Annotated in this window: 25 protein-coding genes; 16 read left to right on the plus strand and 9 right to left on the minus strand. The window is 69.0% G+C overall.

The window, feature by feature from the left end; genetic code table 11:
- From fdhD to PARN5_RS0110845, 3 genes are read left to right on the plus strand one after another with little or no spacing between them, the layout of a single operon-like run.
- Entirely contained in the window at nucleotides 1-801 is an 801-nt protein-coding gene (gene fdhD / locus PARN5_RS0110835) for a formate dehydrogenase accessory sulfurtransferase FdhD (protein ID WP_017999795.1), read from the plus strand.
- Nucleotides 802-804: 3 nt separating this feature from the next.
- Nucleotides 805-1,029, plus strand: a complete 225-nt coding sequence (locus tag PARN5_RS0110840) for a formate dehydrogenase subunit delta (RefSeq protein WP_026155346.1) — start codon at nucleotides 805-807, stop codon at nucleotides 1,027-1,029.
- Between the two features lie 59 nt (nucleotides 1,030-1,088).
- Nucleotides 1,089-1,850, plus strand: coding sequence for a TIM barrel protein (locus PARN5_RS0110845; protein ID WP_232419332.1), 762 nt, complete (start codon nucleotides 1,089-1,091; stop codon nucleotides 1,848-1,850).
- Nucleotides 1,851-2,075: 225 nt separating this feature from the next.
- Here the strand turns inward: PARN5_RS0110845 and PARN5_RS24855 are convergent, their stop codons facing one another.
- Nucleotides 2,076-3,197 carry an OmpA family protein gene (locus tag PARN5_RS24855; RefSeq protein WP_232419334.1) on the minus strand — a complete coding sequence of 374 codons (1,122 nt, stop codon included), beginning with the start codon at nucleotides 3,195-3,197 and terminating at the stop codon, nucleotides 2,076-2,078.
- Between the two features lie 30 nt (nucleotides 3,198-3,227).
- Here PARN5_RS24855 and PARN5_RS24860 point away from each other — a divergent pair, with 30 nt between their 5' ends.
- The gene (locus PARN5_RS24860) at nucleotides 3,228-4,382 is read left to right on the plus strand and encodes a hypothetical protein (RefSeq protein ID WP_232419336.1); all 1,155 of its coding nucleotides are present in this window, start codon (nucleotides 3,228-3,230) and stop codon (nucleotides 4,380-4,382) included.
- Here PARN5_RS24860 and dprA read toward each other — a convergent pair.
- Nucleotides 4,379-5,581 carry a DNA-processing protein DprA gene (gene dprA / locus PARN5_RS0110855; RefSeq protein WP_017999799.1) on the minus strand — a complete coding sequence of 401 codons (1,203 nt, stop codon included), beginning with the start codon at nucleotides 5,579-5,581 and terminating at the stop codon, nucleotides 4,379-4,381. The genes PARN5_RS24860 and dprA overlap by 4 nt on opposite strands.
- A 152-nt stretch (nucleotides 5,582-5,733) precedes the next feature.
- Nucleotides 5,734-7,155, minus strand: a complete 1,422-nt coding sequence (gene tldD / locus PARN5_RS0110860; RefSeq protein ID WP_017999800.1) for a metalloprotease TldD — start codon at nucleotides 7,153-7,155, stop codon at nucleotides 5,734-5,736.
- Nucleotides 7,156-7,320: 165 nt separating this feature from the next.
- Between tldD and coxB the strand changes: the two genes are divergently transcribed.
- From coxB to PARN5_RS0110910, 10 genes are all read left to right on the plus strand, one after another.
- The gene (gene coxB, locus PARN5_RS0110865; protein ID WP_051070986.1) at nucleotides 7,321-8,214 is read left to right on the plus strand and encodes a cytochrome c oxidase subunit II; all 894 of its coding nucleotides are present in this window, start codon (nucleotides 7,321-7,323) and stop codon (nucleotides 8,212-8,214) included.
- 5 nt (nucleotides 8,215-8,219) lie between these two features.
- Nucleotides 8,220-9,137 carry a heme o synthase gene (gene cyoE / locus PARN5_RS0110870; RefSeq protein WP_017999802.1) on the plus strand — a complete coding sequence of 306 codons (918 nt, stop codon included), beginning with the start codon at nucleotides 8,220-8,222 and terminating at the stop codon, nucleotides 9,135-9,137.
- Complete coding sequence (locus PARN5_RS0110875; protein ID WP_017999803.1) at nucleotides 9,137-9,394, plus strand: hypothetical protein; 258 nt, start codon at nucleotides 9,137-9,139, stop codon at nucleotides 9,392-9,394. The genes cyoE and PARN5_RS0110875 overlap by 1 nt, the downstream gene beginning before the upstream one ends.
- Entirely contained in the window at nucleotides 9,391-9,972 is a 582-nt protein-coding gene (locus PARN5_RS0110880) for a cytochrome c oxidase assembly protein (RefSeq protein ID WP_017999804.1), read from the plus strand. The genes PARN5_RS0110875 and PARN5_RS0110880 overlap by 4 nt, the downstream gene beginning before the upstream one ends.
- 37 nt (nucleotides 9,973-10,009) lie before the next feature.
- Nucleotides 10,010-10,834, plus strand: coding sequence for a cytochrome c oxidase subunit 3 (locus PARN5_RS0110885; RefSeq protein ID WP_017999805.1), 825 nt, complete (start codon nucleotides 10,010-10,012; stop codon nucleotides 10,832-10,834).
- A gap of 61 nt (nucleotides 10,835-10,895) precedes the next feature.
- Nucleotides 10,896-11,567: an SURF1 family protein gene (locus PARN5_RS0110890; RefSeq protein WP_017999806.1), complete on the plus strand. Its 672-nt coding sequence runs from the start codon at nucleotides 10,896-10,898 to the stop codon at nucleotides 11,565-11,567.
- 9 nt (nucleotides 11,568-11,576) lie between these two features.
- Nucleotides 11,577-12,965, plus strand: a complete 1,389-nt coding sequence (gene thrC / locus PARN5_RS0110895; protein WP_026155349.1) for a threonine synthase — start codon at nucleotides 11,577-11,579, stop codon at nucleotides 12,963-12,965.
- Nucleotides 12,962-14,227 (plus strand): pitrilysin family protein, encoded by a 1,266-nt coding sequence (locus PARN5_RS0110900; RefSeq protein WP_017999808.1) that lies wholly within the window; start codon nucleotides 12,962-12,964, stop codon nucleotides 14,225-14,227. Before thrC ends, PARN5_RS0110900 begins: the two co-directional genes overlap by 4 nt.
- Entirely contained in the window at nucleotides 14,227-14,808 is a 582-nt protein-coding gene (locus PARN5_RS0110905; protein WP_026155350.1) for a GNAT family protein, read from the plus strand. The genes PARN5_RS0110900 and PARN5_RS0110905 overlap by 1 nt, the downstream gene beginning before the upstream one ends.
- Nucleotides 14,808-16,208, plus strand: a complete 1,401-nt coding sequence (locus tag PARN5_RS0110910) for an FAD-binding oxidoreductase (protein WP_017999810.1) — start codon at nucleotides 14,808-14,810, stop codon at nucleotides 16,206-16,208. The genes PARN5_RS0110905 and PARN5_RS0110910 overlap by 1 nt, the downstream gene beginning before the upstream one ends.
- On the opposite strand, the gene PARN5_RS0110915 is transcribed toward PARN5_RS0110910, so the two are convergent.
- On the minus strand, nucleotides 16,171-17,082 hold the full coding sequence (locus PARN5_RS0110915; protein WP_017999811.1) for a LysR family transcriptional regulator: 912 nt from the start codon (nucleotides 17,080-17,082) through the stop codon (nucleotides 16,171-16,173). The genes PARN5_RS0110910 and PARN5_RS0110915 overlap by 38 nt on opposite strands.
- Before the next feature lie 105 nt (nucleotides 17,083-17,187).
- Here PARN5_RS0110915 and PARN5_RS0110920 point away from each other — a divergent pair, with 105 nt between their 5' ends.
- Both PARN5_RS0110920 and PARN5_RS0110925 read left to right on the plus strand, forming a co-directional pair.
- The gene (locus PARN5_RS0110920) at nucleotides 17,188-17,613 is read left to right on the plus strand and encodes a DoxX family protein (RefSeq protein WP_017999812.1); all 426 of its coding nucleotides are present in this window, start codon (nucleotides 17,188-17,190) and stop codon (nucleotides 17,611-17,613) included.
- Nucleotides 17,614-17,745: 132 nt separating this feature from the next.
- Complete coding sequence (locus PARN5_RS0110925; RefSeq protein WP_017999813.1) at nucleotides 17,746-19,248, plus strand: acetyl-CoA hydrolase/transferase family protein; 1,503 nt, start codon at nucleotides 17,746-17,748, stop codon at nucleotides 19,246-19,248.
- A gap of 97 nt (nucleotides 19,249-19,345) precedes the next feature.
- On the opposite strand, the gene PARN5_RS0110930 is transcribed toward PARN5_RS0110925, so the two are convergent.
- The 5 genes from PARN5_RS0110930 to PARN5_RS0110950 form a co-directional block, all read right to left on the minus strand.
- Nucleotides 19,346-20,122: a MetQ/NlpA family ABC transporter substrate-binding protein gene (locus tag PARN5_RS0110930; protein ID WP_026155351.1), complete on the minus strand. Its 777-nt coding sequence runs from the start codon at nucleotides 20,120-20,122 to the stop codon at nucleotides 19,346-19,348.
- 15 nt (nucleotides 20,123-20,137) lie between these two features.
- The gene (locus tag PARN5_RS0110935) at nucleotides 20,138-20,812 is read right to left on the minus strand and encodes a methionine ABC transporter permease (protein ID WP_017999815.1); all 675 of its coding nucleotides are present in this window, start codon (nucleotides 20,810-20,812) and stop codon (nucleotides 20,138-20,140) included.
- On the minus strand, nucleotides 20,802-21,848 hold the full coding sequence (locus PARN5_RS0110940) for an ATP-binding cassette domain-containing protein (protein WP_026155352.1): 1,047 nt from the start codon (nucleotides 21,846-21,848) through the stop codon (nucleotides 20,802-20,804). Before PARN5_RS0110940 ends, PARN5_RS0110935 begins: the two co-directional genes overlap by 11 nt.
- A 138-nt stretch (nucleotides 21,849-21,986) precedes the next feature.
- Nucleotides 21,987-22,715: a triose-phosphate isomerase gene (tpiA, locus tag PARN5_RS0110945; protein WP_017999817.1), complete on the minus strand. Its 729-nt coding sequence runs from the start codon at nucleotides 22,713-22,715 to the stop codon at nucleotides 21,987-21,989.
- Nucleotides 22,716-22,797: 82 nt separating this feature from the next.
- Entirely contained in the window at nucleotides 22,798-23,178 is a 381-nt protein-coding gene (locus tag PARN5_RS0110950) for an iron-sulfur cluster assembly accessory protein (RefSeq protein WP_017999818.1), read from the minus strand.
- Between the last annotated feature and the right edge of the window lie 62 nt (nucleotides 23,179-23,240).

Here is a 23,240-nt window from a genome sequence, read left to right on the forward strand (position 1 = left end):
ATGCGCGACGTGACGGGCGTCATGCGCTGGGACGGCTCGGGCTGGCGTCACGCCGCCCCGCCGCCCGCGCCGCAAGAGGTGCCGGTGGCGCTGGTCATCGACGGCATGAGCCAGGCGGTGCTGATGGCGACGCCGCGCGACCTGCGCGACTTTGCCCTGGGCTTCGCGCTGACCGAGGGGCTGATCGCCAGCCCGGCCGACGTGCAGGACTTCGAAGAGGCCGAGGTCGAGGCCGGCGGTTTCCCCGCCCGCGAGGCGCGGCTGTGGCTGCGCCCCGGCCTGGCGGCGGGTCTGGCCGAGCGCCGGCGCAGCATGGTCGGGCCGGTCGGCTGCGGGCTGTGCGGCGTCGACAGCATTGCCGCGGCGCTGCCCAAGGTGGTGCCGGTCGCCTCGGCCTGGCGCATGCCGCCGCAGGACGTGGCCCGCGCCATGGCGGCGCTGGATGCGGGGCAGCTCCTGCGCCGCGACACTCCGGCGATCCACGGCGCCGCCTTCTGGGACGGCCGCACCGCCCTGGTGCGCGAGGATGTCGGCCGGCACAATGCGCTGGACAAGCTGGCCGGCGCGCTGGCGCGGGCCGGCGCCGATGTCGGGCAGGGCGCCATCGTCATGTCCTCGCGCCTGTCGGTCGACCTGGTGCAGAAGGCCGCGCGGCTGGGCGCCCCGGTGCTGATCGGCGCCTCCGCCCCGACCGGGCTGGCGCTGGACTGGGCCGCACGGGCCGGCATCACCCTGATCGCCCGCGCCCGCGGCGCGAGCTTCGACCTTTACACCCATCCCGACCGCATTGCCGGAGCCTGAGCCTTGCACTACGACACGATGAAGCTGATCCACATGGCCAAGCAGATGGCGGATTTCTTCCGCAACCAGCCTGGCCGCCCGCCGGCCGAGGCGGTCGCCGCCCATATCAACGACAACTGGTCGCCACAGCTGCGCCAGGACTTCGTGGCGCTGATCAACCAGGGCGCCGAGGCCGACCCCATCGTCCGCGAGGCCGCGGCCTTCGTCCGAGTCAGCGCCGCGGCCTGACCTTGCCGGCCCGCTGCGGCGCCTGTAAGCCCGCGGCAGGTTTCCCCAAGGAGCGCGAGATGTCCGCAGACGTGCCTGACCGGAACGGCCTGGGCATGACGCTCTTCGCCAATACCGGCTTTCTGTTCACCGACCTGCCCTTCGCGCAGCGCATCGAGGCTGCCGCCGCCGCCGGCTTCGACGGGGTCGAGTTCCACGACGAATTGCAGCGCGAGGACGCGCCCGCCATCGCCGCGCTGTTGGCCCGGCTGGGGCTGCGCATGGGCGGGATCAACGCGCATATGGGCGAGACGGCCGGCCGTGCCGCGCTGCCGGGGCAAGAGGCCGGCTTCATGGCCGACCTCGCCGCCGCCCATGCCGCCGCCGCATGCGTCGGCGCGCCGGCGATTCATGTGCTGGCGGGCAAGGGCGCGACCGATGCCGCGACCTATCGCGCCAACCTGCGCCGGGCCATCGACGCGACCGACCGCCTGATCCTGATCGAGCCGCTCTGCCCGCAGGCGATGCCGGGCTATCACTTGTCGCGGCTTGGCGATGCGCTGGAACTGGCCGATTCTATCGGTCCGCGCCTGCGGGTGATGTTCGACTGGTTCCACGTCGCGACCGAGCTTGGCGCCCCCGCTGCGGCCAAGGCGCTGCTGCACCACAGGCCGCTGATCGGCCATGTCCAGGCCGCATCGGTCCCCGCCCGCGCCGAGCCGGCGCCCGAGATCCTGCGCCGGTTCCGCGATGCGGGCTGCACGACGGTCGGGCTGGAGTATCGCCCGACGCAGCCACCGGCGGCGCATCTGTCCTCGCTGCGCGCGGCCCTGGCCCGATAGGCCCCGGGGGGGCGGCGTGATGGGCCGCCGCGCCGGTCCTCGGATATTTGGGCGTGAAAACTCGGACCTGTCCTGTGCCACGGTGAGTCGCGGCCTTCCCAGCCCCCGGGTTCGCCAGCGGCACACATTTGCGGGATTGGGTCCAATGCAAGCCTTGGCTCCAGGACCTGCCCGACGAAAACAGGCGCGGTTTCCCGCGCCTGTCGCCAGCTTCGACCATAGGCCTCAGTTCTGCTCCATCAGATCAGTGATCCGGCGCACGGCCACGCGGCGGTTGTCGCGCTCGGGCCCGTCGCTGGGCACCAGCAGGAACTGCTCGCCATAGCCCTGGACCACCATGTTCTCGGGCGGCACCTGGAAATATTCCGTCAGCGCCAGCGCCACCGATTCCGCGCGCCGGTCCGACAGGGCCAAGTTGGCGGCATCCGAGCCGACGGCATCGGTATAGCCCTCGATCATATAGATCTCGGCCGGGTTCTGGTCGACGCTGTCGCGGATCACCTTACCCAGCGTGGCGAGCTGCTGCGCCTGGTCGGGCGTGATCGCCGAGGAGCCGGTCTCGAAGGTGATCTCGGGCACGTTCACGGGGGCGACCAGCGCCCGCACCTCGGGGATGTCGCGAATCTGGCCCAAGGTGAAGCGGCGGTCGACGCTGGCCTCGCGGCGCAGGGCCTCGCGCAGCGCGGCTTCGTCCAGCGGGCCGCGGCTGACCTCGACCGGCGGCGGCGCCGGCAGGGTCGAGATCCGCACCGGTTCCGCCGCGGTATCGTCGATCAGCCGGGTCTCGCTGCCATCGGCGCGAACCAGCGTGCGGCGCAGGATGTTCATGTTCGCGTCGCGGATGGTGACGACGCGGCTGCCGTCCTCGCGCAGCACCGTGGTCCGGGTCGAACCGTCGTCGAAGGTTTCGGTCCGCACGTTCGACCCGGGCTGGTAGAGCAGCGCATTGTCGTCCTTGATGACCTGCTGGCTGCCGTCGGGCAGGGTCACCACGACGCGGTCGCCGGTGTTCAGCGCCACCTGGCGGTCGTTCGACAGCATCTTGCCGACCGCGAAGCCGGCGGCGCCCGCCAGCAGCAGCTTGCCGATGTCCTTGAGGTTGTCATCGTCGTCATCGTCGTCGCTGCGGGCCTCGCGGCGCTGTTCCTCGCGCTGCTGGTCGCCGTTCAGGCCCTGGATGATCGCGTTCTCGAAATCCTGGTCCGAGCGGCGGGCGTTCTGCTCGGTGATCTGCACCTCGTCCACCTGACCCTGCTGCTGCTGCTCCTGCGCACCGGCGGCGAGCGCCGTGGCGGCGACCGGCGGCGGGTTCTCGGCGGCGCGCTTGGCGACCTCGTTCGGGGTCACCCGGGCTTCGGGCGCCTGGACCTCGCCGGGTTGCGGCTGGCCGGGCTGGCCCTGCTGCTGGCCCTGTTGCTGGCCGCGCGGCTGGCTATCCTGCTGCTGCTCTTGCAGGCGCCGGGCAAGTTCGGCCGCGCCGGGGGCTGCGGTCGTATCCTGGCCGGCCTGCTGCGGATCGTCCTGGCGCTGCTGGTCACCGGCCTGCTTCTGGCGCTGCTGATCGTCGCCGGCCTGCTGCTGGTCATCCTGGCTGCGCTGCTGCTCGCCGCCGACCTGCTGACGGCGCGGTTCGGGCTTTTGCGCGGCCTCGCCGGGCTGAGGCTGGCCGGGGGCGGGCTGATCCTGGTCGCGCGCTTCCAGCCGTTCTTTCAACGCCTCGGCGTCAGGCATGTCCTCGGGCTCGGCCGGCGGTTGCTGGGCCTGGACCGAAGGCTGGTCGCGGCGCGGCTCGTCGGGTTTGGGGTCGGGGGCGGGATCGGCGGTGGTCACGGATTTGGCGCTGTCCGGCTTGGCCCCGGGTTGCTTTTGGGCGTCTTCGCGCAATTGCTCGGCGCGGTCGGCGGCCTGGTCGGCATCGGCAGGCTTGGCCCGAGGCGTCTCGGCCTCGACCACCGGCGGCTTGGGGACGGGATCCTGCGCCTGCGTCACGGCGGGCTTGTCCTGCGGGGCCGGAGCCGGTTCGGCGGCCTGCTGCTGCCTGGGCTGCGGCGCGTCCTGGCCTGCGGCGGGCCTTTCGGGCTCCGGCTGTTCCTGCCGGGGCTGGACCTGCCGGCGCGGTTCCTGCTGTTCCTCGGCCTGGGCGGGCTTTTGCTCCTGCGGCGGCTCCTGCCGCTCGGCGCGGGGCTTTTGCTGGGGCTGCTGCTTTTGCTGCTGGGCTTCTTGCTGCTGTTGTTCGGGCTGTTGCGCCTGGCCTTCCTCGGCCTGCTTTTTCTTCTGCTTGGGCAGGATCTGTTGCTGGCCGTCCGGCGCCTGCTGGTCCTGGGCCAGGGCAAGCTGCGGGGTGATGATGGACAGGCAAGCCACAAGCGCGGTTGTGGTCTTGAAGATGCGGCGCATGTCGGTCCCTTCCGAATGTCGCGTGATGATCGGAAAAACCCCGGTGAAATGCCGAGGTTCCCCCACAAGCACGTGATCGGAGGCAGCCCGCATCGGCCGGCGGATTGCCGCCGTCCAGACGCCGGCCGGACCTAACCGAGCAGGGCCAGCCGGCCGCCGGACATGCGCTGCACGCGCCCGGCCAGTTCCAGCGCCAGGATTGCCGGGGCGATGACCGCTGCCGGCACGCCCAGGTCGCGGATCAGCAGGTTTTCCTCGGTCGGGCTCGGGCCGAGCTTGGCCAGGATCCGTGCCTCGAGATTGACCGGGCCGCCCTGCGCCTGCGGGATCTCTGGCGCGGGCCGGCGGCGCAGCCCGTGGCCCATTTCGGCCAGGCGGCGCGCCACGGCAGCCGGTTGCAGGGTCCGGGCCATGCCGGGGCGGGCGGGTTCGGCCGCCGGGGCCGCCGGTTGCGGCAGCCGGGCGGGCGCGGCTGCCTCGACCGGGGCGCCGTTCGATTGCAGGGCCGCCAGCACATCGGCCGAATTGCGCACCAGCGTCGCGCCGTCGCGGATCAGGCTGTTGCAGCCGCTGGCGCGGGCGTCCATCGGGTGACCGGGCACCGCCATCACCTCGCGCCCCTGGTCCAGCGCGCAGCGCGCGGTGATCAGGCTGCCCGAGCGATGCGCCGCCTCGACCACCACCACGGCGCGCGACAGGCCCGAGATGATGCGGTTGCGGGCCGGGAAATGCCGCGCCACCGGCTCGACCCCCGGGGGCTGCTCGGTCATCAAGAGGCCGGTGTCGCAGATCGATTCGGCCAGGGCGGCGTTTTCCGCCGGATAGATCATGTCGATGCCGCCGGCCATCACGGCGATGGTGCCGCCATGCAGCGACGCCTCATGCGCGACGGTGTCGATGCCGCGCGCCAGGCCCGCGACCACCGCAACGCCGGCCTGCGACAGACCCAGTGCCATGCCGCGCGCCATGCGCAACCCCAGGGAGGATGCGTTTCGGGCCCCGATCACCGCCACCGGCAGACGCTCCAGCACCGAGAGATTGCCGCGCAGCCACAGCGCCGCCGGTGCCTCGGGCACCTCGCGCAGCAGAGCGGGATAGGCGGGGTCGTCCCAGGTGAGCAGCCGGGCGCCGGCGCGGCGGCCAGCCTCGAGCTCGGCATGGACCACGGCCAGCGGGCAGGGGGCGTAATCCGCGATCCCGGCGGCGCGGGCGATCTCGGGCAGGGCGGCCAGCGCCGCCTCGGCGCTGCCATGTTCGGCGAGCAGCCGGTGGAATGTCGCCGGTCCGACCCGGCGCGAGCGGATGAGCCGCAGGCAGGCGATCCCGTCCCCCATCGGTGTGAGTGAGCTGTGGTGGGGTTCGAAAGGAAGCGGTCTTGCCATCATCATTGCCTTTGCCTCATCCGCGGGACGAGTCATGCCATGGCAATGGTTAAGAATGCGTTAGCCGCGAAAAGATTCCGCCAACCCCTTGGATTTGCCGGAAATCAGGCCGCCGAGCCGCCGATGGTCAGCCCGCCGATGCGCAATGTGGGCAGGCCCACGCCGACCGGAACCCATTGTCCCTGCTTGCCGCAATTGCCGATTCCGGGGTCCAGGGACAGGTCACTGCCGATGGCGCGAATCTGTTGCAGCGCCGTCGCGCCGTCGCCGATCAGCGTCGCGCCCCGGATCGGGTCGCCGACCTGGCCATTCTTCACGCGATAGGCCTCGGTGCAGGAAAACACGAACTTGCCGTTGGTGATGTCCACCTGGCCGCCGCCGAAACCCACGGCATAGATGCCATCCTCGAGCCCGGCGAGGATCGAGGCCGGATCCTCGGACCCCGCCAGCATGAAGGTATTGGTCATGCGCGGCATCGGCGCATGGGCATAGCTCTGCCGGCGGCCGTTGCCGGTCGGCGCGACCCCCATCAGCCGGGCGTTCTGGCGGTCCTGCATATAGCCCGTCAGCACGCCGTCCTCGATCAGCACGTTGCGGCCCGGCGCCGTGCCCTCGTCATCGACCGAGATCGAGCCGCGCCGGTCCGGGATGGTGCCGTCGTCGACCACGGTCACGCCGGGCGCGGCCACGCGGCTGCCCAGCAGCCCGGCAAAGGCGGAATGGCCCTTGCGGTTGAAATCGCCTTCCAGCCCGTGACCCACGGCCTCGTGCAGCAGAATCCCCGGCCAGCCCGGGCCCAGAACCACGTCCATGACGCCGGCAGGGGCGGGGACCGAGCGCAGGTTGACCAGCGCGATGCGCAGCGCCTCGCGCACCTGGGCCTGCCAGTGTTCGGGGGCGATCAGCCCGTCCAGCGCCACGCGGCCGCCGCCGCCGGCATTGCCCGATTCGCGGCGGCTGTTCGATTCCACGATGACCGAGACGTTGATGCGCGCCATCGGCCGGATGTCGGTCGAAAGCCCGCCCTCGGGGCGCAGGATCGCCACCTCCTGCACCGAGGTCGAGATGCTGGCCGAGACCTGCACCACCCGCGGGTCGAGGTCGCGGGCAAAGGCGTCGATTTCCCGCAGCAGCGCGACGCGGGCGGCGAAGGGCACCGATTCCGCCGGGTCGATCGCGGCGTAAAGCGGGCGGATCTCGGCCAGGGGCGGCAGGGCCAGCGTGCCGCCGCCGTCGCCCACGGCCAGCCGCACGGTCTCCGCCGCCTTGCGCAAGGCTGTTTCGTCGATCTCGGTGGAATGGGCATAGCCGGTCACGTCGCCGCGCACCGCGCGCAGGCCGAAGCCCTGCTCGGCGTCATAGCTTGCCGTGCGCAGCCGGCCGTCGTCGAAGACCAGCGCCTCCGAGCGGGAGCGTTCCAGATACAGCTCGCCATCATCCGCCCCTGCAAGCGCCGATTGCAGGACACGCAGCGCGCGATCCTGGTCGAGATGGGTTTCAAACGGGGAAAAGGCTGTGTCCGGCATGTCATCGCTCCTGACCTGGAAGCCTCGACTAGGGGTTTTTTGGTCGTAAGTCGATAGCTATGGCTTGCCCGTAGGGGTAAGATATGGTTCTGGTTCAGGACCGAATGCCGGCAGCCCGAGGAGACAGGGCCCTGCCGGCGGCATGATAGGCAACGGGATGGGAAGATGGCAATTGCGACGATGCGCCGCGGGGTAATGGCGGCTACGGGTCTTGGTTTTGCTGGGCTGACGGCCGTGCCGGCGCTGGCGCAGGACGTGCTGGGCGACCTGCCCGTGATCGGCAAGCCGCACAATGGCGGCATGGGCTTCCAGCCCGCGTCGAGCCCGCTGGCGCATGACCAGCAGTGGCTGGATCATTTCGTGCTCTATATCATCACGGCGGTGACGATCTTCGTCTGCCTGCTGCTGCTGGTCTGCATCGTCCGCTTCAACCGCCGCGTGAACCCCGTCCCGGCGCGCTTTACCCACAACACCCCGGTCGAGGTGGTCTGGACGCTGGTGCCGGTGCTGATCCTGGTTTCCATCGGCGCCTTCTCGCTGCCGGCGCTGTTCCGCAGCCAGGAAATGCCGAACGATCCGGACCTGGTGATCAAGGCCATCGGCCACCAGTGGTACTGGTCCTATGAATATCCGAACGATGCCATCGCCTTCGACGCGCTGCTGCTGGAGAAGGACGCCCTGGCCGACGCCGGCTACAGCGAGGACGAATACCTGCTGGCCACCGACAACCCGGTCGTGGTGCCGATCGGCAAGAAGGTGCTGGTGCAGGTCACCGCGACCGACGTGATCCACAGCTGGACCGTGCCGGCCTTTGCCGTGAAACAGGACGCCGTGCCGGGCCGCATCGCGCAGCTGTGGTTCGAGGTCGACAAGGAAGGCGTCTATTTCGGCCAGTGCTCGGAGCTTTGCGGCATCAACCACGCCTATATGCCCATCGTGGTCAAGGCCGTCAGCCAGGAGAAATACGACGCCTGGCTGGCCGGCGCGAAAGAGGAATTCGCCGCCGACGCCTCGGATTACCTGCCCGCCAGCCCGGTCAAGCTGGCCTCGGCCGAGTAAGGGCCGTGACCGACATCAACGCATATGAGGGGCCCGCCGAGGCGGGCTTCGGCGATTACGTCGCGCTCCTGAAGCCGCGGGTCATGTCGCTGGTGGTGTTCACCGCCTTCGTCGGCCTGTGGATCGCGCCGCTGCCGGTGAACCCTTTCGTGGCCTTCTGCGCGGTGCTGTTCATCGCGCTGGGCGGCGGGGCCTCGGGCGCGCTGAATATGTGGTACGACGCCGATATCGACGCGGTGATGAAGCGCACGGCCGGCCGGCCGGTGCCCTCGGGGCGCGTCGCCTCGGGCGAGGCGCTGGGCCTCGGCATCGCGCTGTCCGGCCTGTCGGTGATGATGCTGGGCCTGGCGGCGAACTGGTTCGCGGCGGGTTTCCTGGCCTTCACCATCTTCTTCTATGCCGTGGTCTACACGATCTGGCTGAAGCGCTCGACGCCGCAGAACATCGTTATCGGCGGCGCGGCCGGGGCCTTCCCGCCGATGATCGGCTGGGCCTGTGCCACCGGCGGCATCGGCATCGAATCGCTCTTGATGTTCGCGCTGATCTTCTTCTGGACGCCGCCGCATTTCTGGGCTTTGGCGCTGTTCATGAAGGACGACTATTCCAAGGCCGGCGTGCCGATGCTGACCGTGACGCATGGCCGCAAGGTCACGCGCCGGCACATCTTCATCTATACGCTGGTGCTGGCGCCCTTCGCGCTCTGGCTGGGCTTCACCTCGGTCGGCGGGCCGCTGTATCTCGCGGTTTCGGCGGTGCTGAACGGGCTCTTCATCGCCGGCGGCTGGCAGATCCTGCGCCGGGACGAGGAACAGGCCCAGGCCGACGGCTACCGCGTCGAGAAGCGCTATTTCCGGCTGTCGCTCTATTACCTGTTCCTGCATTTCCTGGCGCTGCTGGTCCAGCACGGGATCGGAGGATGGTGATGGCGCTGCATGTCGAACATGAGCTGCACCGGCGCCGGCGCTCGCGCAACATCGGCCTCGCGGTGGTGCTGGCGGCTTTCGTGGCGCTGGTCTTCGGCCTGTCGGTGGTCAAGATCACCCAGGGCGACATGATGCAGGGCTATGACCACCGGCCGCAGGCCTCGATGCTGCCGAAGGACCCGAACCCGCCGGCGGCCAATCCGGCCCCGGTTGCGGCGCCCGGCACGCCCGGCGCCGAGCAGGGGGCAGAGCCATGACCGCGCCACGCTCGAACGGGCGCACCGTGCTGAATCTGGTCGCCGTGGTCCTGGTCATGGGCGCACTCAGCTGGGCGGCGGTGCCGTTCTATTCCTGGTTCTGCCGCGTCACCGGCTTTGCCGGCACCACCAATGTCGCGACCGCGACCTCGGACACCGTGCTGGACGAAAAGGTCCGCGTGCGTTTCGATTCCAACGTCGATCCGAACATGGGCTGGACCTTCCGCCCGCTGCAGCGCGAGATGGAGCTGCGCATCGGCGAGAACGCCATCGCCTTCTACGAGGCGGTCAATACCACCGACCAGCCGATCACCGGCACGGCCAGCTATAACGTCGCCCCCGACGCCGCCGGCTATTTCTTCAACAAGATCGAGTGTTTCTGCTTTACCGAGCAGACCTTGCAACCCGGTGAGCGGGTCGAGATGCCGGTCAGCTTCTATGTCGATCCCGAGATCGTCACCGACCGCGACGCCGGGCGCATCCGCGACATCACCCTGTCCTATACCTTCCACCGGACCGAGCCGCCGGCGCCCCAGCAGGCGGCGCTGGACGCCGGAAACCGACCGACCGTAAACTGAGCAACAAGAACCAGCAGCAACAGCCGGGAACGCAGCCATGGCCCATGTAAAGAACCACGACTATCAGATCCTGCCACCCTCGATCTGGCCGTTCCTCGGCGCGATCGCCGCCTTCGTCATGCTGACCGGCGCGGTGGCCTGGATGAAGGGCATCACCGTCTTCGGTGCCCCGGTCGAGGGGCCCTGGATGTTCCTGATCGGCTTCGTGGCCGTGCTCTACGTCATGTTCGGCTGGTGGGCCGACGTGGTGAAGGAAGGCGAGTCGGGCGAGCATACCCCGGTCGTGCGCATCGGCCTGCAATACGGCTTCATCCTGTTCATCATGTCCGAGGTGATGTTCTTCGTCGCCTGGTTCTGGGCCTTCATCAAGAACGCGCTCTACCCGATGGGGCCGGACAGCCCGATCAAGGACGGCGTCTGGCCGCCGGAAGGCATCGTGACCTTCGATCCCTGGCACCTGCCGCTGATCAACACGCTGATCCTGCTGTTGTCGGGCGTCGCCGTGACCTGGGCGCACCATGCCTTCGTGCATGAGGGCGACCGCAAGACCACCATCAACGGGCTGATCGTCGCCGTCATCCTGGGCCTGTGCTTCACCGGGCTTCAGGCCTATGAATACAGCCACGCCGCCTTCGGCATGGCCGACACGGTCTATGCCGGCACCTTCTTCATGGCCACCGGCTTCCACGGCGCGCATGTCATCATCGGCACCATCTTCCTGTTCGTCTGCCTGATCCGCATGCTGCGCGGCCAGATGACGCAGCAGCAGCATGTCGGCTTCGAGGCCGCGGCCTGGTACTGGCACTTCGTCGACGTGGTCTGGCTGTTCCTCTTTGTCGTGATCTATATCTGGGGCCGCTGAGCCCGGCGGAAATCTGGCGGCGCGGGGCCCGGTCCCGCGCCGCTTTTCTTTGGAGACCCCGATGCGCCGCTATGTCTTTCCGCTGATCGTCGGTGTGGTCGGCTGCGCCATCCTGATCTCGCTGGGCCTGTGGCAGCTCAGGCGGCTGGACTGGAAAGAGGGCATGATCGCCCAGATCGAAAGCCGCATCCATGGCCAGCCCGTGCCCTTGCCCGCCGCCGTCGATCCGTCGATGAAATACATGCCGGTGCTGGTCTCGGGCCGGACCACGGGGGGCGAGATCGACGTGCTGTCCGGCACGCGCGAATCCGGCGGCGGCTACCAGGTCGTCTCGGGCTTCGTTCTGGATGACGGGCGCCGCATCCTGGTGGATCGCGGGTTCGTCGACCAGGACCACAAGCGCGACCCGCGCCCGCCCGTCGCCCTCCAGATCGCCGGCAACCTGCATTGGCCGCAGGAACACGGCAGCGCCACGCCCGCGCCGAACCTGTCCGAGAACATCTGGTTCGCGCGCGACGTGCCCGCCATGGCGGCGCAGCTCGGGACCGAGCCGGTGCTGGTCGTCGCGGCCGAGGTGCGGGGCGACGCGCAGGGTGTCGCGCCGATGCCCGTCGCGGTCGAGGGCATCCCGAACAACCACCTGGGCTATGCCGTGCAATGGTTCATGTTCGCGGTGGTCTGGGCAGGGATGACAGTCGCCCTGATCTGGCGTATCAGGCAGCGGAAATTCTAGGGGGACGCGATGCGTTACGTATCTACCCGGGGGCGGGCTCCGGTCTTGGACTTCGAACAGGCGATGATGACCGGGCTGGCGCGCGACGGCGGGTTGTATCTGCCCGAGGCCATGCCGATGTTCTCGGCCGACGAGATCGCCGCGCTGGAAGGGCTGCCCTATGAGGAGGTCGCGCTGCGCATCGTCACCCCCTTCGTCGGCGATAGCTTTTCGCAGGAAGAGCTGAAGGGCGCCATCGCGCGGGCCTATGCCGGCTTCGACCATGTCGCCCGCGCGCCGCTGGTGCAGCTGGCGCCGGGCCATCACCTGCTGGAACTGTTCCACGGGCCGACCATCGCCTTCAAGGATTTCGCCATGCAGCTGATCGGCCAGCTGTTCCAGCTGGCGCTGGCGCGGTCGGGCAGCCGGGTGACGATCCTGGGCGCGACCTCGGGCGACACCGGCTCGGCCGCGATCGAGGCTTTCAAGGGGCTCGACAATGTCGACGTGTTCATCATGTATCCGCATGGCCGCGTCAGCGAGGTGCAGCGCCGGCAGATGTCCACGCCCTCGGAAGCCAATGTGCATGCGCTGGCCGTCGATGGCACCTTCGACGATTGCCAGGCGCGGCTGAAGGATCTGTTCAACGACCACGCCTTTCGCGACGCGGTGGGGCTCGCGGGCGTCAACTCGATCAACTGGGCGCGGGTGCTGGCGCAGATCGTGTATTACTTCACCGCCGCCGTATCCTTGGGCGCACCGGGGCGCGAGGTGGACTTCACCGTGCCGACGGGGAATTTCGGCGACATCTTCGCCGGCTCCATCGCCAAGGAGATGGGCCTGCCCATCGGCCGGCTGGTCGCGGCCGTGAACCAGAACGACATCCTGCACCGGGCGCTCAGCACCGGCGAATACCGGGTCGGCGAGGCGCAGCCCTCGATCAGCCCCTCGATGGATATCCAGGTCAGCTCGAACTTCGAACGCGCCTTGTGGCTGGCTTACGGCCGCGACGGCGCCGCCATCTCGCAGCTGATGGACGAGTTGAAATCCGGCGGCTTCGCCATCAGCCAGGGCGCGTTGCAGGCGCTGCGCGAGACCTATGCCTCGGGCCGCGTGTCCGAGGCCGAGACGCTGGCCATGATCGCCACCATCCGCGCCGAGACCGGCGAGGTGATCTGCCCGCATACCGCCGTCGGCGTGAAAATCGCCCGCGAGAACCTGCGCCCCGGCGTGCCCATGGTGACGCTGGCCACCGCGCATCCGGCGAAGTTCCCCGATGCGGTGGAACAGGCCATCGGCTTCCGCCCGGGCCTGCCGCCGCAGATGGCCGACCTGTTCGAGCGCGCCGAACGCATCACCCGTATTGAAAACGACGCGGATAGGCTTAAATCGCTGATCCTTGAACGGAGAGCAGCTTGACCGAACCCCGCATCAGCACCTTGCCGAATGGCCTGCGCGTCGTCACCCGCGACATGCCCGGCCTGCATTCCGCCGCCATCGGCATCTGGGTCAACGCGGGTTGCCGCGACGAACGCGCCGAACAGAACGGCATCGCGCATTTCCTGGAACACATGGCCTTCAAGGGCACGGCCACGCGCTCGGCCCTGGAGATCGTCGAGACCATCGAGAATGTCGGCGGCTACATCAACGCCTATACCTCGCGCGACGTGACCAGCTATTACGTGCGGGTGCTGGCGGGCGACGTGTCGCTGGCGCTGGACGTGATTTCCGACATCGTGCTGAACCCGGTCTTCGAGCCGCGCGAGATCGAGGTCGAGCGCGGCGTGATCCTGCAAGAGATCGGCCAGTCGCTGGACACGCCCGACGACGTGATCTTCGACTGGCTGCAAGAGGCCGCCTATCCCGACCAGCCCATGGGCCGCACCATCCTGGGCCCGGCCGAGCGGGTCAGCCATTTCACCCGCGACGACCTCTCGCGCTTCATCGGCGAGCATTACGGGCCGGAACGCATGATCGTCGCCGCCGCCGGTGCCGTGGACCACGACCGCATCCTCCGCCAGGTCGAGGCGATCTTCGGCGGCATCGCCACCCGCGCCGGCACCACGCGCGAGCCCGCCCGCTGGCAGGGCGCCGAGGCGCGGCGCGTGAAGAAGCTGGAGCAGGCGCATTTCGCCCTGGGTTTTGAAGGACCGGGCTACCAGGACGCCGATTTCTACGCGGCGCAGATCTGGACTTCGGCCCTGGGGGGCGGCATGTCCTCGCGCCTGTTCCAGAAGATCCGCGAGGAAAAGGGCCTGTGCTATTCGATCTTCGCGCAGTCCGGTTTCCACGACGACACCGGCATGGTGACGATCTATGCCGGCACCTCGGGCGACCAGGTGGCGGATCTGGCCATGCTGACCGTGGACGAGCTGAAGCGTTCGGCCGATGACATGACCGAGGCCGAGATCGCCCGCGCCCGGGCGCAGATGAAGGCCGGGCTGCTGATGGGGCTGGAAAGCCCGACCGGCCAGGCCGAGCGCATGGCGCGTTCGCTGGCGATCTGGGGCCGGGTGCCCGATGCCGCCGAGGTGGCCGAGCGCATCGACGCCGTGACCGTGGCGCAGATCCGCGACCACGCCCGGCAACTGCTGGGCAATGCCCGCCCGGCGCTGGCGCTTTACGGTCCGGTCAAGGCGGCGCCGACGCGCGAGGAACTGGCCGCGAGGCTTGCCGCCTGATGTTCGGCCGAAGGCGTCCGCCCAGTCTCGAGACCGAGCGGATGCTGCTGCGCCTGCCTGCGCATCAGGATTTCGGCCCCTGGGTGGCGCTGCGCGTGGAAAGCCGCGCTTTCCTGACGCCGTGGGAGCCGGTCTGGGCGGCCGACCACCTGTCGAAGCGCAGCTTCACCAACCGGGTCTATTGGGCGCAGCGCGCCAGCCGCAACGGCACGGCGCTGCCCTTGTTCCTGATCCGCCGCGACGGCACGCTGCTGGGGGCGATCACGCTGGACAACATTCGCCGCGGCCCGGCGCAATCGGCCACCATCGGCTATTGGATCGGCCAGTCCTTTGCCCGGCAGGGTTACATGCGCGAGGCCATCGGCGCGCTGGTGCAGCACGCCTTCGCCGAGATGGAGCTGAGCCGCATCGAGGCCGCCTGCCTGCCCGAGAACACCCCCTCGCGCGGGGTGCTGGAACGGGCGGGCTTCAAGTATGAGGGCGTGGCGCAAAGCTATCTGCAGATCAACGGCCGCTGGCGCAACCATGTGCTTTACGCCAACCTGCGCCACGACCGGCGCGGCAAGACCGAGGTGCGCTGATGCTGAACCCCGCCGATAAGACGCTGGCCGCGCGCCTGCCCGAAGGCGTGCTGCGCGAGGTGACGCCTGCCTATCTGGAGGAGCCGCGCGGCCGCTATCTGGGCCGGGCCGGGCTGGTCGCCGCGCCGCGCGACACCGATGAGGTCGCCGCCGTGGTGCGCGCCTGCGCCGAGGCGCGGGTCGGCATCGTGCCGCGCGGCGGCGGCACCGGGCTGGTCTCGGGGCAGGTGATGCCGGACGGTCCGGCGCCGCTGATCCTGTCGCTGGAACGCATGACCGCGCTGCGCGGCCTCTGGCCCGAGGAGAACGTGCTGGTCGCCGAGGCCGGCATGACCCTGCAAGCCGTGCGCGACGCGGCGACAGTCGCGGGCCGGCTCTTTCCGCTGTCGCTGGCGAGCCAAGGCACGGCGGCCATCGGCGGCTGCCTCTCGACCAATGCCGGCGGCGTCACCGCGCTGCGCTATGGCACCGCGCGGTCGCTGTGCCTGGGGGTCGAGGCGGTGCTGCCCGACGGGTCCATCGTCCACGACCTGAAGCGGCTGCGCAAGGACAACACCGGCTACGACATCCGCGACCTGCTGATCGGGGCCGAGGGCACGCTGGGCATCGTCACCGCCGCCAGCCTGAAGCTGGTGGTGCCGCCGCCGAACGTGGGCCTTGCCATGCTGCAGGTGCCGGGCCCCGAGGCGGCGCTGACGCTGCTGTCGCTGGCCGAGGGCCGCATGGCCGGCGGCGTCACGGCTTTCGAGCTGATCGGCGGGCAGGGGCTGGCCTTCCTGTCCGAGGTGCTGCCCGAGATCCGCCAGCCGCTGCCGGGCGTATCCTGGTCGGTGCTGGTCGAGGTCGGCCTGCCCGAGGGGCTGGCCCCGGACGCGGCGCTGGAGGGGCTGTTGGTGGACGCCATGGAGCGCGGGCTGGTGCTTGACGGCGTTATCGCCCAGTCGGGGCAGCAGGCGGCGGATTTCTGGCACCTGCGCGAGCATATCCCCGAGGCGAACCGCCGCATCGGTGCCATCGCCAGCCATGACATCAGCCTGCCGCTGTCGGAAATCGCCGGCTTCATCCGCGATGCCGGCGCGGCCTTGGCGGGCGAGGGGCTGCGGATCAACTGCTTCGGCCATCTCGGCGACGGCAACCTGCATTACAACCTGTTCCCGCCCCCCGGCCGCCAGCGCGGCGACTACGACGACCGCCGCAAGGCGCTGTCGGCGCTGGTGCATGAGATGGTGGTGGCGCGCGGCGGCTCCTTCTCGGCCGAGCATGGCGTCGGCCGGCTGAAGGTCGGCGAGCTGGAGCGCTGGGGCGACCCGGCGCGGCTGGCGGCGATGCGGGCGATCAAGCAGGCACTGGACCCCTTGGGCATCATGAACCCGGGGGCGGTGCTTTCAGCAGGGGCGTAAGCGCCGCGCGCAGATGGTCGAGATAGGCCGAAAGCCGCGGCGCGATGAAAGGTTGCGGCAGGTATAAAGCCTGGATGTCCAGCTGCGGGCGCGCATAAGCCGGCAGCAGCCGTTCCAGCCGGCCGGCGGCGACATCCTCGGCCACGACGAAGCCGGGGATCAGCGCCAGCCCCTCGCCCTCCAGCACCAGCCGGCGCACGGCCTGGGCGCTGTTCACGGTGATCTGGCCGGGCAGGGCGACGCTGACCGACTTGCCCTCGACCAGGAAGGCGGCGCGGCCGGGCGACTGGGCATTGCTGTCGCGGATGCAGACGTGGTCGCGCAGCGCCTCGGGATGGGTCGGGCGCGAGTGGCGGGCCAGATAGGCGGGGCTGGCGACGGCCCAGGCCTCGGTCTGGCCGATGCGGCGGCCGATCAGGCTGGAATCGGGCAATTGCCCGATGCGCAGCGCCAGGTCGAAGCCCTCGGCCGCGAGATCGACATAGCGGTCGCTCAGATGCAGGTCGATGCTGATGCCCGGATGCGCGCGGGTGAAGTCGCGGGTCAGTTGCGTCACGAACATCTCGCCGAAGGTGACCGGGGCGGTGATGCGCAGCCGGCCGGTCAGCGTGCCTTCCTCGGCGCTGGCCTGGGCGTCGAGTTCCTCCATCGCGGCCAGCACCCGGCGCGCGGCGATCAGGTAACGCTCGCCCGAGGGCGTCAGCGACAGCGCGCGGGTGGTGCGGTTCAGCAGCGTCACGCCCTGCTGCCCCTCCAGCGCCGCGACATATTTGCTGACCAGCTTGTTCGAGATCCCCAGCCTGTCGCCGGCCCGGGTGAACGAGCCCGCGTCCACCACGGCGACGAAAGCGCGGATGCCGTCGATCCTGTCCATTGAAATCCCCGTCATGGCGACAATGTTTCCATGAATATGGCCATTTCTGCGACAATGACCAAGCGCTATCTTGCCGGCAGTGAACAGGTTTCAAGGACAATCGCGATGAGCACCCTCAACCACGGCGGCCTGGCCGCCAGCGAAAACCGGGCCGAACTGGCCGCCCTGCTGCTGCGCCTGCTGGCCGGGGCCTGGTTCCTGGTCCACGGGCTGACCAAGCTGCTGGTCTTTACCCCGGCGGGCACGGCGGGCTATTTCCAGTCGCTGGGCCTGCCCGGCGCGCTGGGATACCTGACCATGGTGCTGGAGATCGCCGGCGGCCTGGCGCTGATCGCCGGCATTGCGACGCGCCACGTCGCGCTGGTCCTGGCGGCGGTGCTGCTGGGCGCGGCCTGGTTCGGCCATGCCGCGAACGGCTTCGGCTTCGGCAACCCGGGCGGCGGCTGGGAATATCCGGTGTTCTGGGCCGTGACCATGCTGGCGCTGTCGCTGCTGGGCGACGGGGCCTGGTCGCTGGGCAAGCGCCGCTGACCCCGTTTCGGTAACCAATGCGCAACCTTTGCGAAGGCCGGCCCTCGGGTCGGCCTTCCTGGCGTGCATGGCAGGGTTGATTTGTCGTTGCAGCCGTTTGAGCCTAAGCATCGCGGCATCAGGGAGGGGCTCATGGACCAGGATTATCTGCACCGCATCCGCCACGCCGGCTTGCGCGACCGCGTGGTCAGCGCCGAAGCGGCCGCCGGCCTGATCCGCGACGGCATGGTGCTGGGCATGTCCGGCTTTACCCGCGCGGGCGAGGCCAAGGCGGTGCCGATGGCCCTGGCCGAGCGCGCGAAGCGCGAGCCGATGAAGGTCACGCTGATGACCGGGGCCTCGCTGGGCAACGACCTCGACAAGACCATGGCCGAGGCGCATCTCTTGTCGCGCCGCATCCCCTTCATGTCCGACCCCGCCCTGCGCCGCGCCATCAACGCGGGCGAGGTGATGTATATCGACCAGCACCTGTCCGAGACGGTCGAGCAGCTGCGCACCTGCCAGCTGCCGCCGGTGGACATCGCCATCGTCGAGGCGGTGGCGATCACCGAGCAGGGTGGCATCGTGCCCACCACCTCGGTCGGCAATTCGGCCAGTTTCGCGCTGCTCGCCGACAAGGTCATCGTCGAGATCAACCTGAGCCAGCCCGAGACGCTGGAGGGGCTGCACGACATCTATATCCCGACCTATCGCCCGACGCGGACGCCGATTCCGGTCGTGGCGCCGGAAAGCCGGGTCGGCTATCCCTTCATCCCGGTGCCGCCCGAGCGCATCGCGGCCATCGTCGTCTCGACCAAGCTCGACTCGTCCTCGACCGTGCTGGACCCGGATGCGGAGACCCGCGCCATCGCCGGCCACCTGACCGAATTCCTGAAGAACGAGGTGGCGCATTCCCGGATGCCGAGCCATCTGCATCCCTTGCAGGCCGGCATCGGCACCATTGCCAATGCGGTGCTGCACGGCTTCATCGACAGCCCGTTCCACGACCTGACGATGTATAGCGAGGTCTTGCAGGATTCGACCTTCGACCTGATGGATGCGGGCAAGATGGTCTTTGCCTCGGGCTCGTCCATCACGCTCTCGGCGCCGAGATATGCCGAGGTGATGGCGCGGTTTCAGGACTACAAGCCCAGGCTGGTGCTGCGGCCGCAGGAGATCTCGAACCACCCCGAGGTGGTGCGGCGGCTGGGGCTGATCTGCATCAACACGGCGCTGGAATTCGACATCTACGGCAACGTGAACTCGACCCATGTCATGGGCACGCAGATGATGAATGGCATCGGCGGCTCGGGCGATTTCGCGCGGAACGCCTATCTGTCGGTCTTCGTGACCAAGTCGGTGGCCAAGGGCGGGCGGATTTCCTCGGTGGTGCCGATGGTCAGCCATGTCGACCATACCGAGCATGACGTGGACATCCTGGTGACCGAGCAGGGGCTGGCCGATCTGCGCGGCCTTGCCCCGCGCGAGCGGGCGCGGGTGGTGCTGCAGAACTGCGTGGGCCCGGAATGGCGCGATGCGCTGGCGGATTACCACGACCGGGCGCTGGCGCGCGGCGGCCATACGCCGCATGTGATCGAGGAGGCGCTGAGCTGGCACGACCGGCTGCGCCGCACCGGCAGCATGAGGCCGGAATAAGGCAAACGCGCCCGGCGATTGCGCGGGCGCGTTTCCTATCCGACCCCTCGACGGGGTCGGATCGGCGTCCCCCGGGGTATTTTCACAACAAAGAAGTTCACCAGGCCGGGATGACGGCGCCTTGGTATTTCTCCTCGATGAAGGACTTCACCGCCGGGTCGTGATAGGCCTCGACCAGTTCCTTGGCCCAATCCGCGTTCTCGTCGGCCTTGCGCACCACGATGACGTTGGCATAGGGGCTGTCGGCCTGTTCCATGGCGATGGCGTCCTTGTTGGGGTTCAGCCCGGCGTCCAGCGCGTAATTGGTATTGATGACGGCGATGTCGGCATCGGCCAAGGTGCGCGGCAGCTGCGCGGCCTCGAGTTCCAGGAACTTCAGGTTCTTCGGGTTCTCGGAGACATCCAGCGGCGAGGGCGTCAGCCCGGTGCCCTCGGCCAGCTTGATCAGCCCCTTGGCCTGCAGGATCAGCAGGGCGCGGCCGCCGTTGGTCGGGTCGTTCGGGATCGCCACCTTGGCGCCCTCGGGCAGGTCGTCCAGCGATTTCAGCTTTTCGGAATAGACCCCCATCGGCGTGGTGATGGTCTTGCCGATGGTCACCAGATCGAAGCCGCGGTCCTTGATCTGGTTGTCCAGATAGGGCTGGTGCTGGAAGCTGTTGGCATTCAGGTCGCCGTCGTTCAGCGCCTGGTTCGGCACGACGTAATCGGTGAATTCGACGATGTCGATGGTCAGCCCCTTGGCGGCAGCGACCTTGGCCACCTCTTCCATGATCTCGGCATGTTCGCCGACCGAGACGCCGACCTTGATTTCCTCGGCCGAAGCCATGGCGGCCGTCAGCGCGAAGGCCGAAGCGAGAAGGGCGATCTTACGCATCATGTGTCCTTTCGGTTATTGGCCCCGGTTGCGCGGGGCGCGTTTGTCGAAGCGGGAGGCGATCCATTCGCCGCAGCTTTGCACCAGTTGCACCAGCACGATCAGGATGACGACCACCGCCAGCATGACCTCGGGCATGAAGCGCTGGTAGCCGTAGCGGATGCCGAGATCGCCCAGGCCTTCGCCGCCGACCGCGCCGACCATGGCGGAATAGCCGATCAGGCTGACCACGGCGAGCGTGAGCCCCAGGATGATGCCGGGCATCGCCTCGGGGATCAGCACCTTGCGCACGATCTGGCCCGGCGTCGCGCCCATGGCGCGGGCGGCTTCGATCAGCCCGGCATCGACCTCGCGGATGGCGGTCTCGATCAGCCGGGCGATGAAGGGGGCGCTCGCGATGGTCAAGGGCACGATGGCGGCGGTGGTGCCGATCGAGGTGCCGGCGATCAGCCGGGTGAAGGGGATGATCGCCACCACCAGGATGATGAAGGGCGTCGAGCGCGCCGCGTTCACGATCAGCCCCAGCACGGTGTTCAGCCAGGGCGCCGAGAGCAGCTCGCCCCGGCGCGAGGTGGCCAGGAACACGCCCAGCGGCCCGCCGATCAGCGTGCCGAGCAGCGTCGACATGGCGACCATGTAGAGGGTTTGCAGCGTGGCTTCCCACAGGATCGGGATCAGGTTAGCCGACATAGCCCAGCACCTCGGTCAGAAGCCCGTGTTCCTCGAGGAAAGCCTGCGATTCGGCCAGCCGCGCCGCGGGCAGGCCGACGATCAGGCTGCCGAAGGGGCGGGCGCCGATTTCCTCGATGGCGCCGGCCAGGATGTTGACGCCGACGCCGCGTTCGGCGGTCAGCCGCGCCAGCATCGGGTCGGTGGCATGGGCGCCGATGAAGGTGATCTGCACCACCGCCTGCGCCTCGGGGCCCTGCGGCGCCTCCTGCATCTGGCCGGCGACGAATTGCGGCACCGCGACGCCGGTCACCCCGGTCAGGAACGAGCGCGTGGTGGCATGGGCGGGTTTCGAGAACACGTCGTAGGTCTCGCCCGACTCGACGATGCGGCCGGCCTCGATCACCGCGACATGGCTGCAGATGTCGCGCACCACCGCCATTTCATGGGTGATGAGCAGGATGGTCAGGCCGAGGTCGCGGTTGATCGCCTGCAAGAGTTCCAGCACTTGCCGCGTGGTGTCGGGGTCCAGGGCCGAGGTCGCCTCGTCCGACAGAAGCACGCGCGGGCCGGTGGCGAGTGCCCGGGCGATGCCGACGCGCTGCTTCTGCCCGCCCGAGAGCTCGGCCGGATAGCGCCTGGCCTGGGCGGTCAGGCCGACGCGCTCGGTCAACTCGGCGGCGCGCGGGGCGATCTTTGCGGCATCGACCCCGGCGATCTCCAGCGGCAGGGCGATGTTTTCCGCTACGGTGCGGCTGGCGAGCAGGTTGAAATGCTGGAAGATCATCCCGACTTCGCGCCGGACGCGACGCAGCGCGGTGCCGGTGGCGGCGCCGACGTCGTGGTCGTTGACGATGACCTTGCCCGAGCTGGGGCGTTCCAGCCCGTTCACCATGCGCAAGAGCGTGGACTTGCCGGCGCCCGAGCGGCCGATGATGCCGGTGATCGCGCCCTGCGGCACGTCCAGCCAGATGTCGTGCAGCGCCACCACGTCGCTGCCGCCCTTTTGCGGATAGCGGCGCGTCACGCCCTGGAATGAGATTGCCGGCTCTGCCATCTGCCCTTGTGCCTTGAATGTCAGCCGCAGACCTATGCCCGGCGGGCCGGGCTTGGCAAGGGGCAGGGCGGTCGCAAAAGGGCAATGCCATTCCAAACCCGGCCCGGGTGGTGGGAATGGCGTTCTTTTCCGGGGAAATTACGCTGCGGAAAGCGCGGCGATGATCGGGCCGAAGTCGCTGGCCTTGAGGCTGGCGCCGCCGACCAGCGCGCCGTTCACATGCGGGATGGCAAAGATTTCCACCGCATTGCCCGGCTTGACCGAGCCGCCATAGAGCAGGGCGAAGTCGGCGCCGTCGGCGAAGCGCGCGGCCAGGCGGTCGCGCATCAGGGCGTGGACCTCGGCGATCTGGTCGTTCGTGGGCGTGCGGCCGGTGCCGATGGCCCAGACCGGCTCATAGGCGATCACCGTATTCGCCGCCGTGGCGCAGTCGGGCACCGAGCCGGCCAACTGGGCCGAGATCACGTCCAGCGTCTGGCCCGCGTCGCGCTGCGCCTCGGTCTCGCCGACGCAGATCACCGCGACCAGGCCCGCCTCATGCGCGGCGACGGCTTTGGCGGCGACCTGGGCGTCGGTCTCGGCATGGTCGGTGCGGCGCTCGGAATGGCCGAGGATGACATGGCTCGCGCCCACGTCCTTCAGCTGCCGGGCGGCGATGTCGCCGGTATGGGCGCCCGAGGGCTTCGCGTGGCAGTCCTGGCCACCGGTGGCGATGCCCTTGGCAGCCACGGCCTGGATCAGCACCGCGGGCGGGCAGATCAGCACGTCGCAGCCCGCCGGTTGCGCCAGGATGGCGTCGATCTCGGCCAGCGCGGCCAGGGTTCCGTTCATCTTCCAATTGCCGGCGGCGAGTTTGCGCGGGGCCATCAGCCTCTCCCTTGTTGTGCTGTCAGGGGATTAGGCCGGCTGCCGGGACGGATCAAGGATGGGTGCGCTAACGCCCGGCAAGCTAGAGCTTTGGCGCGGCGCCCGCGGTATTGCCCGCGATGGCGAAGCTGACCGATTCGCCGCAGCCGCAGGCGTCGGTGACGTTCGGATTGCGGAACTTGAAGCCGGATTCCAGCATGCCGGATTCATAGTCGATCTCGGTCCCGAACAGATACATCTGCGCGGTGGGGGCGATCAGCACCCGCGCCGCGCCCTGTTCGACCACCTCGTCGCCGGGCGAGGCGGTCTCGGCCAGTTCCATGGTGTATTCCATGCCGGCGCAGCCGCCCTTCTTCAGGCCGATGCGCAGCCCGCTGGCGGATTTCGCGGCCATCAGCCGGGCGATCTGGCGCTCGGCCGCTTGGGTGATGGTGACGGGGCTTTTGCCGGGAATGGAAAACATCGAGGACTTCCTTGTTCGCTGCCCTTTATCTAGGGGCGTCGTGGCTGCCGCTCAAGGGGTGC

The organism is Paracoccus sp. N5 (genome assembly GCF_000371965.1).
In the GTDB taxonomy this organism is placed as follows: Bacteria; Pseudomonadota; Alphaproteobacteria; order Rhodobacterales; family Rhodobacteraceae; genus Paracoccus.